Here is a 16,997-nt window from a genome sequence, read left to right on the forward strand (position 1 = left end):
GGCATTACTCAAATGAGGGCTTTTTTATATCTTCAGATTACTGGACTTCTTCGATCAGATTTTCCAGAGAATCTACCCGGTTCGGCTGAAGAGGCTGTTCTTGAGGTGCAGAACCTTCATCATCTGGTAAACGAATCGGTTGATCTGATAAATCCTCAAAGTCAGTTTCTGTGCGTTTCGGGACGACCACAGGTGCAGGACGGTAAAGTGCTGTCGCCATAGGTGGAGAAGACGGATCATTCTGCTGCTCATCAGCCTGAACCACCTTATTACGATTTACCGGTGCCTTGGCATTGCGGTCTAAACGGACCCATGCTTCCGGCTGGCCTTTTAATGCCTTGCCCATAAAATCGGTCCAGATCGGTAGAGCTGCCACACCACCATATTCACGGCGACCTAACGTGGTTGGCTGGTCGAAGCCTACCCAGGTCACGGTGACTAACTTGCCATTGAAGCCAGCAAACCAGGCGTCTTTGGCATCGTTAGTGGTACCGGTCTTCCCGCCGATATCACTACGACCAATTCTTAATGCAGCACGGCCAGTACCATGCTGAATCACATCACGCAAAATGTTAGCCATGTCATAGGCAGAGCTGGATTTTAAAATACGCTGTGCCTGACGATAATTACTGTCTTCGGCAGAGACTTTAGGTGCAGCCTGTTTTTGCTCTAAAGTTGTATTGTTGATTGCAATTGCTTCATCATCTGCGGTAATAGGGTCAGTGGCTTGAACTGTTTCTTCTTTTTCATTAATACATGAAATGCAGGCATATTCAGGCTTGGCTTCAAAGATGGTATTGCCGTAGGCATCTTCAATGCGGGTAATAAAGTGAGGTTGGATTCGGTAACCGCCATTGGCAAAGGTGGCATAACCAGTCGCCATCTGAATCGGTAGGACCTGCGGGGTGCCTAAGGCAATGGTATAGTTACGTGGAATCTGACTGTCTTGTAAACCAAAATCCATAAATAACTGACGTGTACGTTCAATCCCAACGGCTTGTAATAAGCGTACTGAGACTGTATTACGTGACAGATAAAGTGCACGACGTAGCGGGATCATGCCCAGATAACGGCCATCCGAGTTACGTGGCGTCCATTTGCCAATGGTAATGGGTGCATCATTGACCATGGTATGTGGCGTCATGCCACGTTCTAAAGCCAGGGCATAAACAAAAGGCTTAATTGTAGAGCCGGGTTGACGCCAGCCTTGGGTTGCACGGTTAAATTTCGACTGATAAAAATTATATCCCCCGACAATGGCTTCAATCGCACCATTATTTGGGTTGATGGCAATCAATTGTCCTTGCACATTGGGAATCTGCACCAATGACCACGAGGTTTTATTCTCATTGGGTCTTAAACGAACAATGTCTTTGACTTTGACAATCTCGGACGCTTTGCTCGGTGCGCCACCTACACTGTTGACGTTACGAAAGCGACGCGCCCAGGACATACCTGACCAGGGCACGGTCACGCTGCTTCCATCCTGCATGAGTGCTTCAAAACTAGAATTACCCACCTGAGTTACTTGCGCAGGATAGGTGTTGGCATAGGCACGGAACTTGTCGAGGGGTTGATCATGTGCTTCAGCACCACGCCAGCCATGTCGACGGTCATAAGCCTCTAAGCCTTCTTGTACCGCTTGCTCCGCATAAGCCTGACGTTCACTATGGATGGTGGTATAGACTTTATAACCAGAATCTACCGCCTGCTCACCAAAGTTTTGTACCAGTTCAGAGCGTACCATCTCACCGACATACGGGAATTTGTTTCGGGTACTCCGGTCAGGCATATCCAGATTAATTGGTTCAGCAATGGCTTGTTGATACTGGCTCTGATTTAAATAGCCCAATTGCAGCATACGACCCAAAATCCAGTTACGACGTTCCAAGGCACGTTTGGGATTGGCAACCGGATTGTATCGAGAAGGTGCTTTAGGCAGGCCAGAGATCATGGCCATTTGTGCAATTGAAAGTTCTTCTAAGCTCTTGTTATAGTAAATTTTAGCTGCTGCGGCGATGCCGTAAGCATTTTTCCCCAAGAAAATTTTATTGACATACAGGGTCAGAATTTCTTCTTTACTTAAGTTTTGCTCAATTTTACGAGCCAGAAAAATTTCTGTCAGTTTACGCTTTAGCGTCCGTTCAGGGCTAAGGTAATAGTTTTTTGCCACTTGCATGGTAATGGTCGAACCGCCGGTCTGTACATCCGAGCCAGTCACCGTTTCACTGAGTGCGCGGCCCAAGCTTTTAAAGCTGATTCCGCTATGCTCAAAAAAGCTGGAATCTTCAGCGGCGAGGAAAGCATGAATAAATTCGGTTGGAATTTGTTCATATTTCACGGGAACAGAAAGCTTGCCTCCATATTCGGCAATTAATTCATTATCTGAACTAAAAACTTGTAAAGGCTTTAATAAAGGGGCCTTTTTAAGCGTAGACATTTCAGGCAAAGATGGGGCAATATAGAGATACATGCCATAGAAACCCATCGGAATTGAGATCAGTATAATGATAATGATCAAAAAAAATGGATGAACAAGGCCTGAACAAGATAGCTTTTTCATAACAAGTAAGTTTTAATAAGAGCTAATGGCGAACTAATTACCGGTCAGTATATCCTGTCGATATCCATATTGTTAGATGAGTTATTGTATCTATATAAAATTATAGACTGGACCAATTGGTAAGTTAGATTAAATTGGGGACAAAAAAATAATAGGAAGTGTATTGTGCGCAGGTTATATCGTAAACCAAATAAGGGGTTAATAGGAGTCGATATTAGTTCGACTTCTGTTAAGGTTTTAGAACTTTCTGTAAAAAGTGGCCGTTACTGGGTAGAGAGCTATGCTTTGATCCCATTATCGGAAAACAGTGTTGTTGAAAAAAACATCTTAAACCCAGAAGCAGTCGCTGATGCCCTTGGGCGTGCAATTAATTTGGGTAATACCCAGTCGAATCAGGCCGCTTTTGCGATTCCAACTTCAATGGTCATCACCAAAATCATTGAGATGGATGCAGACATGTCGGATGATGAACGTGAAGTCCAGATTCGTGAAGATGCGGAACAATACATTCCTTTTCCACTCGATGAAGCGAGTCTGGATTTTGAAGTTCTGCCAGACCGTCTTGCCAATCCGAACCGGGTCAATGTGCTGCTGGTCGCTACCCGAATTGAAAATGTCGAAGCACGTTCTGAAGTTTTGGAAATTTCTGGTCTAACGCCTAAGATTGCAGATGTAGAAAGTTTTGCGCTGGAAAATGCCTTCAAAGTATTTTCGGATACTTTGCCGATGGGGGTCAATACGGTTGGTATCTTAGATATTGGTCATAGTATGACGACCTTGTCGGTGATGCAGAACAACAAGATTATTTATACTCGTGAGCAGGTGTTTGGCGGTAAGCAATTAACTCAGGAAATTCAGAATCGTTATGGATTATCCTTTGAAGAAGCTGGACGTGCTAAAAAAACCCGTGCCTTGCCTGATGATTATGATATTGAAGTCCTAGAACCCTTCTTGGATGCCGTGGTACAACAGGCAGCCCGTTCATTACAATTCTTCTTTTCATCTTCTCAGTTTAATGAGATTGACCATATTTTACTGGCCGGCGGGAATGCCAATATTCCAGGTCTGGCAAAATTATTACAACAAAAACTCGGTTACCGTGTCACGATCGCGAATCCATTTTTGCAAATGGGTTTTTCTCCTCAAATTGATATTAAAAAAATTGAAAATGACGCGTCATCACTCATGGTTGCATGCGGTTTGGCATTAAGGAGTTTTGATTAATGGCAAGAATTAACTTACTTCCTTGGCGTGATGAGCTAAGAATTAAAAGAAATAATGAATTTGTGGCAATCTGCGTGGGGGCGCTTTTCTTGGGATTAGCGGCAGCAGGTTCAACCTGGTTTTATTATGATCACAAACTTCAGGATCAGGAGCAGGCCAATCAGCTGATTCAAAGTACCAACCAGAATCTGGATGTGCAGTTAAAGGCGCTTGAAGGTTTGCAAGAGCAGCGTAATGCGATTGTTGAACGGATGGAACTGATTCAGGGTCTACAAACTCAGCGTCCGATTGCGGTACATTTGATTGATGAAATTGTACGGGTGACCCCAAGCAATATGTATATCACCAAATTCCAGCGTATCGGTGACAAGTTTACTATTGAAGGTCGAGCTGAGAGTCCAAATACGGTCGCAGAACTGCTCCGTAATCTGGAAGCTTCATCTTGGTATCGAAATGCCTTTATGAACGCTTTCCTGGTGGCTGAAGAAGCAAAAGAAAAGGCACCAAGCTCGATTATTCCACGTGTGGAAGAGTCTTATGGCAGTTTTACTGTGACGGTAGATCTGGATCAGATCGCTCAGCCAGTACTTAACGAAGAACAACAAGCAGTCGCTACAACTACGGGGGCATCATCATGAGTAATGAAGAATTCGATGAGTTCGGCCAAGATGTCGTCGCTGTACCCAAAAATAAAATGACTGTTGAAAAGTTTTTTCAGCAATTCAATACATTAGATCCAAATAACTATGGTAGCTGGCCTTTGTCGGTCAAAATTACCTGCTGGATTTTTATTGCGGCACTGGCATTTGCGGTGATTTACTTTGTCATGATCAGAAGCACGATTGAGTCAATTTCACAAGCCAGTGCTCAAGAACAAAACCTGCTGAATGAATTTCGCGAAAAAGAATCCAAATTACGCAATTTACAACAATATCAAATCCAGCTTCAGGAAATGGAAGCCCGTTTTAACCAGCAGTTAGAACAGTTGCCGAAAGAAACTGAAATTCCGGGTCTGGTTGAAGATATTAACCTGAGCGGTGTGAATTCAGGCCTGAAGTTTAAAAATATCCGTCTAGAGCCTGAAATTAAACAAGAGTTCTTTATTGAACAGCCAATTGCGATTGAAGCGACTGGGGATTATCACGCTTTTGGTTCCTTTGTGAGCAGTATTGCCGGCTTGTCACGTATTGTTACGCTGCATGATTTCACCATTACCGGTACTGAAAACAAAGAGAAAAAATCTGAAATTCCGGTCATTGATTATGTGGTGAAAGCCAAAACTTATCGTTATGTCGGTAATGCGGAAGGTGCGGCAGAACAATCTGCAGTTAATAGCACTACTCAGGGGGCGCAGTAATGAAGAATATTAAAATTACTTCGGCTTTAACGCTTGGGTTTTTGTTAGTGGGGTGTGATTCACGTATTGATGCCGTCAATCAGGAAATGGCCAACATCCGTAATCAGCCACCTTTGCCAATTGAACCGGCTCCTGATTTTATGCCAGTGGAAACTTTTAATTATGCAGCGCACCAAATCAAAAGTCCTTTTTTACCAAGCTCTTTGGCTGCTGAACTGAAAATTATGGCGGGGAAACGGGTTTATCCAAACCTATCACGTCAACTACAACCGCTAGAAAGTTATCCGCTGGAAACGTTAACCATGAAAGGCAGTATGCGCAATCAGGCAGGACAGATTCTGGCTTTAATCCAGACGCCTGATGGTGAGGTTGAGCGGATCCAACGTGGTAGCTATATGGGACTTAATCATGGTCGTGTGGTTGGAATTACACCAACACAGATCGATTTGATTGAGATTATTCCCGATGGTCGTGAGGGATATGTGGAACGTCCGCGAAGTCTGGTTCTTATCGGGCCGGCGCCATAAGTTTTAAAGGAATAACAATGAATAAGAGTATTAAAGAATTTGTTTTTGGGGATGCTAATACAATGAATCGTGTGTTTCGTCAGTTTTCAATGGGTGCTGTTGCGATTGCGGTGATGCAAGCGGCCAGTGCGCAGGTTTCAATGACCAATATAGTACCTATGCAGCTTCCTGGGCAAGGAACTGAGATTCGGGTGATGTTCAATGGTTTGCCACCACAACCACAAGCCTACCAATTAGAATCACCGTCACGTTTGATTCTGGACTTTGACAAGGCACAACAGAATTTAAAACAAAGCAGTATTTCGGTGGCAACACGTGAAGCCAGTTCGGTAGATGTCACTTCGGATGCTCAGCGGGCACGTCTGACGGTAAATCTGACCGAGGCTGGAGCCTTTACGACTCGTGTAGAAGGTAATACCTTTATTCTTAAAATTAACTCAGCAACTCCTGTAACTATAGCTCAACCTGTACAGCAACAGTCAGCTCAGGGGATTAGCAACATTGGTTTCCAGCGCGGTGCTCAAGGTGAAGGCCAGGTCGTTATTGATCTGTTAGGAAATAATACTCCTGTTGATGTACAGCAGCAGGGTACCAAAGTTATTGTGCGCACTTTAGGTTCCAAGATTCCGGCTCATTTGACCCGCCGTCTTAATGTGACTGATTTCGCGACTCCGGTATCCAGTGTCGATGCCGTGAATCAAAATGGTTCAGGAGTCATTACGATTCAGTCTGCGGAAAGTTATGAATATATGGCTTACCAGACTGATAATAAGCTAACCATCAGTTTGAAACGTCCGGAAGCCAAGAGTCCATTACGTCCTAAAACTGTGGCGTATACTGGCAAGAAAATCTCTTTGGATTTTCAGGATATCGAAGTCCGTCGTGTTTTACAGCTCTTAGCCGATTTCACTGATATCAATATGGTGGCCGCAGATAGTGTACAAGGTAATATTACCTTGCGTTTAAAAGAAGTGCCTTGGGATCAGGCGCTGGATATTGTGCTGAAAACCAAAAATCTGGATAAACGCCGCAATGGCAATGTGATCTGGATCGCACCAGTTACAGAGCTGATAAAGGCTGAAGAAGAAGAAGCTAAGGCGATTAAGCAGAGTGTTGCACTTGCCCCTATCCAAACTGAATATATGCAGCTCAGTTATGCCAAAGCGGCAGATATTGAGAAACTGATTACGCAGAATAAAGGCGCATCTAGTTCAGGCGGCTCGAGTAGCACGAATAATAATGAGGGTGGGGAAAGTTTATTAAGTTCCCGTGGTTCTGTGTCTGTTGATGCACGAACCAATACCATTATTGTGAATGATACCCAGCTCTTTATTGACAAAATCCGTAATATGGTGGATCTGCTTGATGTGCAGGTGAAGCAGGTCATGGTGGAAGCTCGTATTGTGCGTGCAACGACTGATTTCACCAAAGAGATGGGGGTGAAATGGGGGCTTCTGTCTCAAGGTATAACTGATAATAATCATTTATTGGTAGGTGGTAGTGATACTACATTATGGGATTTAAAAACACCTGATGATGATGGTAAGTATACGATTCAACGACCGGATAATCTTAATGTGGACTTGGGCGTTACTAGTCAGGGTGCAAGCCGTATTGCCTTTGGTTTAATCAGTCTCTCTGATTTTATGCTTGATCTTGAGCTTTCTGCACTTCAGGCAGATGGTTATGGCGAGGTGATTTCTACCCCTAAAGTACTGACTGCGGATAAGCAAAAAGCGACTGTGGCTTCGGGCTCACAAATTCCGTATCAATCTGCTGAAGGCGGGGGTACTAATGCCGTGTCGACTACAGCATTTATTGATGCGACTTTAAGTCTGGATGTCACGCCAAGCATTACCCCAGATGGTAAAGTACAGATGGAACTCAATATTACCAGTGACTCACCAGGGAACCCGACACCGACTGGACAGCTTACTATTAACAAAAACCAGATCACTACCAATGTCTTGGTCGATAATGGTGAAACAGTGGTTCTAGGTGGTATTTTTGAGCAAGAAACCCGTAATGCACAAACCAAGGTACCATTCCTGGGGGATATTCCTTATGTAGGGCGTTTATTCCGTAAAGATTTAAAGTCTGATAATAAACGTGAGCTACTGATTTTCGTTACACCTCGAATTGTTAATGACAGTGTTTCAAGAAATCATTAATATATTTTGAATTTAACAAAACGAATAGGTGACTCCTTGCCAAGCAAAGAGTTTGAAACCCTACCAAATATTTATTTGGTAGGGCCGATGGGGGCCGGTAAAACAACAGTAGGACGACATCTCGCAGAATTGTTAGGACGTGAATTTCTAGACAGTGATCATGAAATTGAACGTAAAACAGGCGCGACCATTCCCTGGATTTTTGAAAAAGAAGGGGAGCAGGGTTTCCGTGACCGTGAAACTGCTGTGATTAATGACCTTACCTCACGTCCCCATCTGGTCTTAGCTACCGGCGGTGGTGCCATTACTCAGACCTTAAATCGGGATTATTTGAAACAGCGCGGAATCGTTGTTTATCTCTATACGCCGGTTGAAATTCAACTGCAACGTACCTATCGCGATAAAAACCGTCCACTCCTTCAAGTCGAAAATCCGGAACAAAAGTTACGTGATTTATTGGCGGTCCGCGATCCCTTGTATCGTGAAGTAGCGCATCATATTATTGAGACCAATCAGGGTGCTGCGCGTGATCTGGCGCAGCGGATTCTCAATCTCATTACTTCCAAAAACTAAGTTCATTGAATAAAGTGGTTAATCAAGCATGCAAACCTTATATGTAGAACTCGGAGAACGTCGTTACCCTATTTTTATCGGGAGCGATCTGGATCCACAGGCCTTATTGGCACCCTATATTCATGGCAAGCAAGTAATGATTGTGAGCAATACTACGGTTGCACCACTTTATTTGCAGCGTTATCAAACGGCGATTGAGGCTCTAGACAAACGTGTTGCGACCTGCATTCTGCCTGATGGTGAAAAATATAAGGATAGCCAGCATCTGAACCTGATTTTTGATGCACTGCTTGAAGCCAGGTTTAATCGGGACTGTACTGTGCTTGCGTTGGGTGGGGGTGTGATTGGAGATATGGCCGGATTTGCTTCGGCCTGTTTCCAGCGCGGAGTGTATTTTATTCAGGTACCGACGACCTTGCTGTCGCAAGTAGATTCAAGTGTTGGTGGAAAAACCGGGATCAATCATCCACTCGGTAAAAACATGATTGGCGCTTTCCAGCAACCTCAAGTGGTACTGGCGGATATGTCGCAGCTTGCTACTTTGCCTGATCGAGAGCTTTCAGCAGGTTTGGCTGAAGTGATTAAATATGCGCTGCTAGGCGATGAGTCATTTCTGGTCTGGCTTGAAGATAATATGGATGCTCTGGCCGCTCGAGATGAACAGTTGCTTGCTGAAGCCGTTTACCGTTCCTGTGCGCATAAGGCGCGGATTGTAGCCAATGATGAGAAGGAGCAGGGGGAACGTGCTTTACTCAATTTAGGTCATACTTTTGGGCATGCGATTGAATCCTACCTGGGGTATGGTGTCTGGCTACATGGCGAGGCTGTTGCCACCGGTATGGTGATAGCTGCGGATCTGTCACAGCGTATGGGCTGGATTTCTCAAGAAGATTTAGAACGTACAAAAAAAATCATTTCTCGTGCCAAACTTCCTGTGGTTTGTCCTAAAATCCCTATGGATGATTTTCTGGCCTATATGGCCCATGACAAAAAAGTCTTAAATGGACAATTGCGTCTGGTGTTATTAAAGCAATTAGGCGAAGCAGTGATTACCCGAGACTTTGATCTCGAGTTAATGAAACAGGCAATTTTAGCCAGTCAGGCATAGGTTTAGTTTTATGGCAGCATTACATACTCCTTGGCAAAAGATTCAGCATTATTTCTGGCTGGTCTGTGGTGTATGCTGCCTATTTGCTGCCTTAGTTTTTTGGGCGGTGACTGATTCAGATGATGTCGTCGAAATTGAAAAAAAGCCTGAAACTGAAGTTCAGTTGCAGATTCAACCAGAAAAAGTCGCCACAATGACCCATCTTGGTGCACTTTTTCAGGAAGTGAAACCACTGGATCTAAATACGCGTACCGTCGTGAATGCCAGTCATGAGCCGGAATTCCGTGGTACCAAATTTGTCAATGAAGCGAAAAACCAGCACGCCATTGAATTATTTCGTGTGACCAATGAAGCCATTTTAAAAAGTTTTCTTAAAAAACAGTCCGATCGTAAACCTTTTATTTATTTAAGAATCTCGAGTGAAAAACAGCCAGAACAATATGTATTGTTATATGGTCAATATAAGACGGCTGCGCAAGCCAATCAGGCACTCTCTACACTGAAGTTAAATTTACCGGCTTCAGTCAAACCTGAAGTTGTAGCAATGCAGCAATATGTCAGTCTGGTCAATAATCTGGGTTCAGAGGAATTGGCCAATAATCAAAAGCTTTACGAAATTCGTTTGAAAAATGTGCCTTTGCCGAAAGTAGATGAATCGGTGCGACTTAGACAGCAGCAAACCCAGACTGAGTCCAAGCCGCGTAGCTCTGATGCTGCGACTACCAGTACCACCATTGTGCGCCGTGATTCATCGGGAAATGTGGTCGATGTACAGAAATCTGAAAGTGCTGTAGAAGGCACGCCTCAACCGCAAAATAACAATAATCGACCTGCTCAGGGCAGTAATCCTCGTCCTCAAAATAATGAGATTAGTGATCCATTTAATTAGTCCGGTCTAAAATAGCGCATCCAAAAAATTACAGAATTAAAAATGAGCGCTTTTGGTGCAAAAAATGCACATTAAAATTAACCCTTAGAGTGCTGTTCTGCGCTAAATCTTTGTCATCTGTATTGTTTTAATTTATGCGCTGTTTGTTGGCATGGAATTTGCTTTATTGGTGCATGAATTGAATTAATCTCCCTGTTTTAGCGCGAAAAATGATTCGATGACACCATATGAATGTCATATTTATTCCAGATTTTTATGTTATTCATGAGCAGAATAAACTTTATTTGTTATGCATTTAGTCTAAAAAAGGACTAGTCTGAAGAAATAAAGAAAAATAGTTTTGCTCTACCAAGACGGTCTTCGAAAGTCCATTAGACGCCAGCGCAGAGAAAAATTTAGATTGTTTAACAGCCTGTTGAGGCTTCGTGAAAGAAGGGTACGCTATGCACATGCCATCGCCTAACAATGTAGCTCCCGCTCAAGGTTTATACCAACCGGATGAGTTTAAAGATAACTGTGGTTTCGGTTTGATCGCCCATATGCAGGGTGATGCTAGCCATGATCTCGTCAAGACCGCGATTCATAGTTTGAGTTGTATGACCCACCGTGGTGGTATTGCCGCGGATGGCAAAACCGGGGATGGTTGTGGCTTGCTCTTGGCGATGCCGAAAAAATTCTTCCGTGAAGAAGCGAAACGCTTAAGTGATACCACCTTAAGTGAAGTGTTTGCTGTGGGTTCGGTGTTTCTAAATCTTGATCCGGCACTTGCTGCACATGCCAAACAGGTTTTAAACAAAGAGATTGAAGCTGAAGGTTTAATCGTTCTGGCTTGGCGTGTAATTCCGACCAATGTCGATGCACTGGGTGAAATTGCATTGCAATCGATGCCGGCATTTGAACAGATTATTGTTAACTGTCCAATGGGTGTGACTGAGGTTGAATTTAACCGTAAGTTATTCCTGGCACGTCGTCGTACAGAACAATTGTTGGTGAATGATACGTCTTTCTATGTCACTACTTTATGTTCAACAGTGATCAGCTATAAAGGCTTGATGATGCCAGAAGCGATTGCAGATTTTTATACAGATCTGGCTGATCCACGTTTGGAATCACATATTGTGGTCTTCCATCAGCGCTTCTCGACCAATACCTTGCCACGCTGGCCGTTGGCACAACCGTTCCGTTACCTGGCGCACAATGGTGAAATCAACACTATTACCGCGAACCGTAACTGGGCCATGGCGCGTGTGCCGAAATTTGAAAATCCATTATTGCCAGGTTTAACTGAACTAAATCCAATTGTGAACCGTACCGGTTCAGATTCTTCAAGCCTGGACAACATGCTGGAGATTCTGGTTGGCGGTGGCATGGATCTGTTCCGTGCACTCCGTATGCTGGTTCCGCCTGCCTGGCAGAACGTGGAAACGCTTGATGCTGATCTTCGTGCTTTCTACGAATTCAACTCAAAACACATGGAAGCCTGGGATGGTCCTGCAGGTTTGGTGATTCAGGATGGGCGTCATGCGATCTGTATGCTGGATCGTAACGGTCTGCGTCCTGCGCGTTGGGTGATTACCAAAAATGGTTATATCACGCTGGCTTCTGAAATTGGCGTATGGGGTTACCAACCTGAAGATGTGATTTCTAAAGGCCGTGTCGGCCCAGGCCAGATGCTGGTCATCGACACGCAGACTGGCAAGGTACTGGATACGCAAGATGTCAATAATCATCTGAAACGTATGCGTCCATACCGTGAATGGTTACGTGAAAATTCTGTGCGTTTGCAAGGTAGTCCAGAGCTGGAAGAATATTTATGTGATCAAGGCTTAAAAGGCGATGGCCTGAAAGCGGCACAAAAAATGTTCATGGTGACCTTTGAAGAGCGTGATCAGTTGTTGCGTCCGATTGCTGAAAGCGGTCAGGAAGCTGTAGGTTCAATGGGTGATGATACTCCAATGGCAGTATTGTCACGTCAGGTACGTCATGTGTCGGATTATTTCCGCCAGCAGTTTGCACAGGTGACCAACCCGCCGATCGATCCGCTACGTGAATCGATTGTGATGTCACTGGAAACCTGTTTAGGTCGTGAACAAAACGTCTTTGAGCAAGGGCCTGAGCATGCAGACCGCTTGATCATTTCCAGTCCTGTACTTTCTAATTCGAAAATGCATCAGATCCGTACGCTGGGTCGTGCCGGTTATGAAATTGCAGATATTGACTTGAACTATGCTGAAACCGAAGGTCTGGAAGCAGCGATTGCGCGTATTTGTGAAGAATCTGCACAAGCCATTCGTGATGGTAAAACCTTACTAGTGCTTTCAGACAAGAAAATCCGTGAAGGTTACTTGCCTGCCAATGCTTTCATGATTACTGGTGCAGTGCATCATCACCTGATTAATACAGGTTTGCGTACTGATGCCAACCTGATTATTGAAACCGGTTTTGCTCGTGATCCACACCAATTTGCGGTACTCCTTGGCTTTGGTGCAACAGCCATCTACCCATATCTGGCTTATGACGTGATCAATGATCTGGTCGCCAAAGGCGAATTATTGGGTGACCCAATCTATGCGCAAAACAATTTCCGTAAGGGGATTGAAAAAGGTCTGCTGAAAGTCCTGTCTAAAATGGGGATTTCTACGGTTGCTTCTTATCGTGGTGGTCAGTTGTTTGAAGCCGTGGGCTTATCTAATGAAGTGGTGGATAAATGCTTCATCGGTGTACCAAGCCGTATTCAGGGTGCAACTTTTGTCGATCTTGAAAATGACCAGAAACAGTTGGCGGATATTGCCTGGAAAAACCGTAAGCCAATTGATCAGGGCGGTTTGCTGAAGTTTGTCTTTGGCAAGGAATATCATGCCTTTAACCCGGATGTAATCAACTCGCTGCATAAAGCCGTACGTTCTGGGAACTACGCAGACTTTAAAGAATATGCAGAACTGGTGAACAAGCGTCCAATTGCGACGATTCGTGACCTGTTCAAACTGAAAACAGACAATTCGATTCCAGTTGAGCAAGTGGAATCTGTGGAAGATATCCTGCCTCGCTTTGACTCTGCCGGCATGTCTTTGGGTGCACTGTCACCTGAAGCACATGAAGCGATTGCGATTGCCATGAACACGATTGGCGGTCGTTCAAACTCAGGCGAGGGCGGTGAAGATCCAGCGCGTTACGGTACCATCCGTAACTCGAAAATCAAACAAATTGCATCGGGCCGTTTTGGTGTGACGCCTGCTTATTTAACATCAGCAGAAGTCCTTCAAATTAAAGTCGCGCAAGGTGCAAAACCAGGTGAAGGTGGTCAGTTGCCGGGTGGTAAAGTGAATGGTCTCATTGCCCGTTTACGTTACTCTGTACCGGGCGTTACCCTGATTTCGCCACCTCCGCATCACGACATCTATTCAATTGAAGATTTATCACAGTTGATCTTTGATTTAAAACAGGTTAACCCACAGGCGATGGTGTCAGTTAAGCTGGTTTCCGAACCGGGTGTCGGTACGATTGCGGCAGGTGTGGCGAAAGCGTATGCCGATTTCATTACCATTTCTGGTTATGATGGTGGTACAGCGGCTTCTCCACTTTCTTCAATTCATCATGCAGGTTCACCGTGGGAACTTGGTCTTTCTGAGGCGCATCAGGCCCTTCGTGTTAATGACCTGCGTGGTAAAGTTCGCGTACAGACAGATGGTGGTTTAAAAACCGGTCTGGATGTCGTAAAAGCAGCAATTCTGGGTGCAGAAAGCTTTGGCTTTGGTTCAACCCCAATGATCGCATTGGGTTGTAAATACCTGCGTATCTGCCACTTGAATAACTGTGCAACCGGTGTAGCAACCCAGCAAGATCATTTACGTCAAGAGCATTATATTGGCGAGCCACAAATGCTGATCAACTTCTTCACCTTTATTGCTGAAGAAACCCGTGAATGGCTGGCAGCACTCGGTGTATCAAGTCTGAAAGACCTGATTGGCCGTACGGATCTGCTGGAAGTCTTGCCGGGTGAAACTGCAAAGCATGCACATCTTGATTTAAGCAAATTGCTTGAGTCACATCCTGCTGCAGAAGGTAAAGCACAGTATTGTCAGGTTCAAGGCAATGCACCATTCGATAAAGGGATTCTGGCAGAGAAAATGGTGGATGAGATTCTGCCTGCGATTGAAGCCGGAACAGGCGGCGAATATAGCTTCACGATCGGTAACTGTGACCGTTCGATTGGTGCCCGTCTGTCTGGTGAAATTGCGAAACGCTATGGCAACCTGAGCATGGAAGCCCATCCAGTGAAAGTTCACCTGAATGGTACTGCGGGTCAGTCGCTGGGTGTATGGAATGCTGGTGGCTTACATATCAGTCTGGAAGGTGATGCCAATGACTATGTCGGTAAAGGTATGGCCGGTGGTCGCATCTCGATCTTTCCGCCAAAAGGTTCGCCATTCCAGACCCAAAATACCGCGATTATTGGTAACACCTGTTTGTACGGTGCGACTGGCGGTAAGTTATATGCAGCGGGTACAGCAGGCGAGCGTTTCGCGGTGCGTAACTCGGGTGCATTTGCCGTAATTGAAGGTGCAGGTGATCACTGCTGTGAATATATGACCGGCGGTATTGTGACGGTACTGGGTAAAGTTGGGCATAACTTCGGTGCAGGTATGACTGGTGGTTTTGCTTATGTGCTTGATCTGGATAATGACTTCGTTGATCATTATAACCACGAGCTGATTGAGCTGAACCGTATTTCCACCGAAGCGATGGAAGAGCATAAAGCCTTCCTGGGTCGTATTCTGGATGAACATATTAAAGAAACGGGTAGTGCTTGGGCGTACAAGATCCGCCATGAGTTTGACTTCTACAGCCGCAAGTTCTGGTTGGTAAAACCAAAAGCAGCCAACTTGCAAACGCTGTTAAAAACAACTCAAGCTGATCCACAATAATTCCACGACGAACAGATATAAAGCCAGATGTAAGGCAACTGTGAACCCCTTACATCTAGCCACGGAGAGAGACATGGCAGAACGCCTGAATAATGACTTTCAATTCCTGGATGTCGCACGCCAAGACCCAGAGAAAAAAGAGATTGATGTCCGCAAAGCAGAATTTGTGGAAATTTATAAGCCTTATACAGCGGAAATTGCAGCCAATCAGACGCATCGCTGCCTAGGCTGTGGTAACCCGTACTGTGAGTGGAAATGTCCGGTACATAACTACATTCCAAACTGGTTAAAACTGGTGTCTGAAGGACGTCTGTTTCAGGCGGCTGAACTGTGTCATCAGACCAATACTTTACCGGAAGTCTGTGGCCGTGTCTGTCCGCAAGACCGTCTGTGTGAAGGGGCGTGTACCCTGAACGACGGTTTCGGTGCGGTGACGATCGGGAATGCAGAAAAATATATCAACGATACAGCTTTTGCTTTGGGCTGGCGTCCAGATATGTCCAATGTGCAATGGACCAATAAGAAAGTCGCAATCATTGGTGCAGGTCCTGCAGGACTTGGCTGTGCGGATATTCTGGTACGTAACGGGGTAAAGCCTGTAGTTTTTGACAAACGTCCAGAAATTGGTGGTTTGCTGACTTTCGGTATTCCAGAATTCAAAATGGAAAAAGACGTAATGAAGCGCCGCCGTGAAATTTTCACCGGTATGGGGGTGGAATTTCGTTTGAATACTGAAATTAGCACAGATGTGACCATCGACCAGTTACTTGCCGATTATGATGCGGTATTTATGGGTATGGGAACCTATACCTACATGAAAGGTGGTTTTGCCGGTGAAGATCTGGATGGTGTGTATGATGCACTGGATTTCCTGATTGCCAATGTAAACCGTTGCCAGGGTTGGGAAAAAGATCCATCGGAATACATCAGCGTTGAAGGTAAGAAAGTCATCGTTTTAGGCGGTGGTGATACGGCTATGGATTGTAACCGTACCTCGATCCGTCAGGGTGCTGAGTCTGTTGTGTGCGCTTACCGTCGTGATGAAGAAAATATGCCGGGTTCACGTCGTGAAGTAAAAAATGCGCGTGAAGAGGGTGTGGAATTCCAGTTTAACCGTCAACCAATCGAAATCGTTGGTGAAAATGGCAAAGTCACTGGCGTGAAATTTGTCACTACCCAACTCAGTGAGCCAGATAGCCGTGGTCGCCGTAGCCCGGAACCAATTCCGGGTTCAGAAGAAATTCTGCCTGCGGATGCAGTACTGCTGGCATTCGGTTTCCGTACCAGTCCTGCGGACTGGTTTGCTGATGTAAGTATTAATCTGGATGGTTCAGGACGTGTGGTTGCTGCTGAACAGCAGCAGTACAAATTTCAGACCTCGAATCCAAAAATCTTCGCTGGTGGTGATATGGTGCGCGGTTCAGATCTCGTTGTAACCGCAATCTGGGAAGGCCGTCAGGCAGCTGAAGGGATTCTGGATTATCTGGATGTTTAACAGTTGAAAATTCACTGAAGTCATGTAAACAACCCGCTACGGCGGGTTTTTTGTTTTTGGATATTGTCTAACTTAAAGAGAGGCCATTAAAAAAGATTATAAAAAGTAACAAAACTTTAGAAAATACTGTTTAAAATCAAATTAATTATATAAATATTAATAAAG

At 44.8% G+C, this 16,997-nt stretch carries 11 protein-coding genes; 10 read left to right on the top strand and 1 reads right to left on the bottom strand.

Features of this window, described 5'->3' with window-relative positions; all coding sequences use genetic code 11:
* Positions 1–37 precede the first annotated feature (37 nt).
* Entirely contained in the window at positions 38–2,563 is a 2,526-nt protein-coding gene (ponA, locus tag H0S56_RS01525; protein ID WP_195725501.1) for a penicillin-binding protein PBP1a, read from the bottom strand.
* Positions 2,564–2,728: 165 nt separating this feature from the next.
* Between ponA and H0S56_RS01530 the strand changes: the two genes are divergently transcribed.
* From H0S56_RS01530 to H0S56_RS01575, 10 genes are all read left to right on the top strand, one after another.
* On the top strand, positions 2,729–3,787 hold the full coding sequence (locus H0S56_RS01530; protein ID WP_195725502.1) for a pilus assembly protein PilM: 1,059 nt from the start codon (positions 2,729–2,731) through the stop codon (positions 3,785–3,787).
* Complete coding sequence (locus tag H0S56_RS01535; protein ID WP_195725503.1) at positions 3,787–4,425, top strand: PilN domain-containing protein; 639 nt, start codon at positions 3,787–3,789, stop codon at positions 4,423–4,425. Before H0S56_RS01530 ends, H0S56_RS01535 begins: the two co-directional genes overlap by 1 nt.
* On the top strand, positions 4,422–5,144 hold the full coding sequence (locus H0S56_RS01540) for a type IV pilus inner membrane component PilO (protein WP_195725504.1): 723 nt from the start codon (positions 4,422–4,424) through the stop codon (positions 5,142–5,144). The genes H0S56_RS01535 and H0S56_RS01540 overlap by 4 nt, the downstream gene beginning before the upstream one ends.
* Positions 5,144–5,671 carry a pilus assembly protein PilP gene (locus tag H0S56_RS01545; RefSeq protein ID WP_005108515.1) on the top strand — a complete coding sequence of 176 codons (528 nt, stop codon included), beginning with the start codon at positions 5,144–5,146 and terminating at the stop codon, positions 5,669–5,671. Before H0S56_RS01540 ends, H0S56_RS01545 begins: the two co-directional genes overlap by 1 nt.
* Before the next feature lie 17 nt (positions 5,672–5,688).
* The gene (pilQ, locus tag H0S56_RS01550) at positions 5,689–7,842 is read left to right on the top strand and encodes a type IV pilus secretin PilQ family protein (protein ID WP_195725505.1); all 2,154 of its coding nucleotides are present in this window, start codon (positions 5,689–5,691) and stop codon (positions 7,840–7,842) included.
* Positions 7,843–7,878: 36 nt separating this feature from the next.
* Positions 7,879–8,415 carry a shikimate kinase AroK gene (aroK, locus tag H0S56_RS01555; RefSeq protein ID WP_005101380.1) on the top strand — a complete coding sequence of 179 codons (537 nt, stop codon included), beginning with the start codon at positions 7,879–7,881 and terminating at the stop codon, positions 8,413–8,415.
* A gap of 28 nt (positions 8,416–8,443) precedes the next feature.
* The gene (gene aroB, locus H0S56_RS01560) at positions 8,444–9,523 is read left to right on the top strand and encodes a 3-dehydroquinate synthase (RefSeq protein WP_195725506.1); all 1,080 of its coding nucleotides are present in this window, start codon (positions 8,444–8,446) and stop codon (positions 9,521–9,523) included.
* A gap of 10 nt (positions 9,524–9,533) precedes the next feature.
* The gene (locus tag H0S56_RS01565) at positions 9,534–10,412 is read left to right on the top strand and encodes a hypothetical protein (protein WP_195725507.1); all 879 of its coding nucleotides are present in this window, start codon (positions 9,534–9,536) and stop codon (positions 10,410–10,412) included.
* 449 nt (positions 10,413–10,861) lie between these two features.
* Positions 10,862–15,337, top strand: coding sequence for a glutamate synthase large subunit (gene gltB / locus H0S56_RS01570; protein ID WP_195725508.1), 4,476 nt, complete (start codon positions 10,862–10,864; stop codon positions 15,335–15,337).
* A gap of 73 nt (positions 15,338–15,410) precedes the next feature.
* A complete protein-coding gene (locus H0S56_RS01575; RefSeq protein ID WP_195725509.1) occupies positions 15,411–16,832 on the top strand; it encodes an FAD-dependent oxidoreductase in 1,422 nt (473 codons plus the stop codon).
* The last annotated feature ends 165 nt before the right edge of the window (positions 16,833–16,997 follow it).

The organism is Acinetobacter lwoffii, assembly GCF_015602705.1.
Lineage (GTDB): Bacteria > Pseudomonadota > Gammaproteobacteria > Pseudomonadales > Moraxellaceae > Acinetobacter > Acinetobacter lwoffii_E.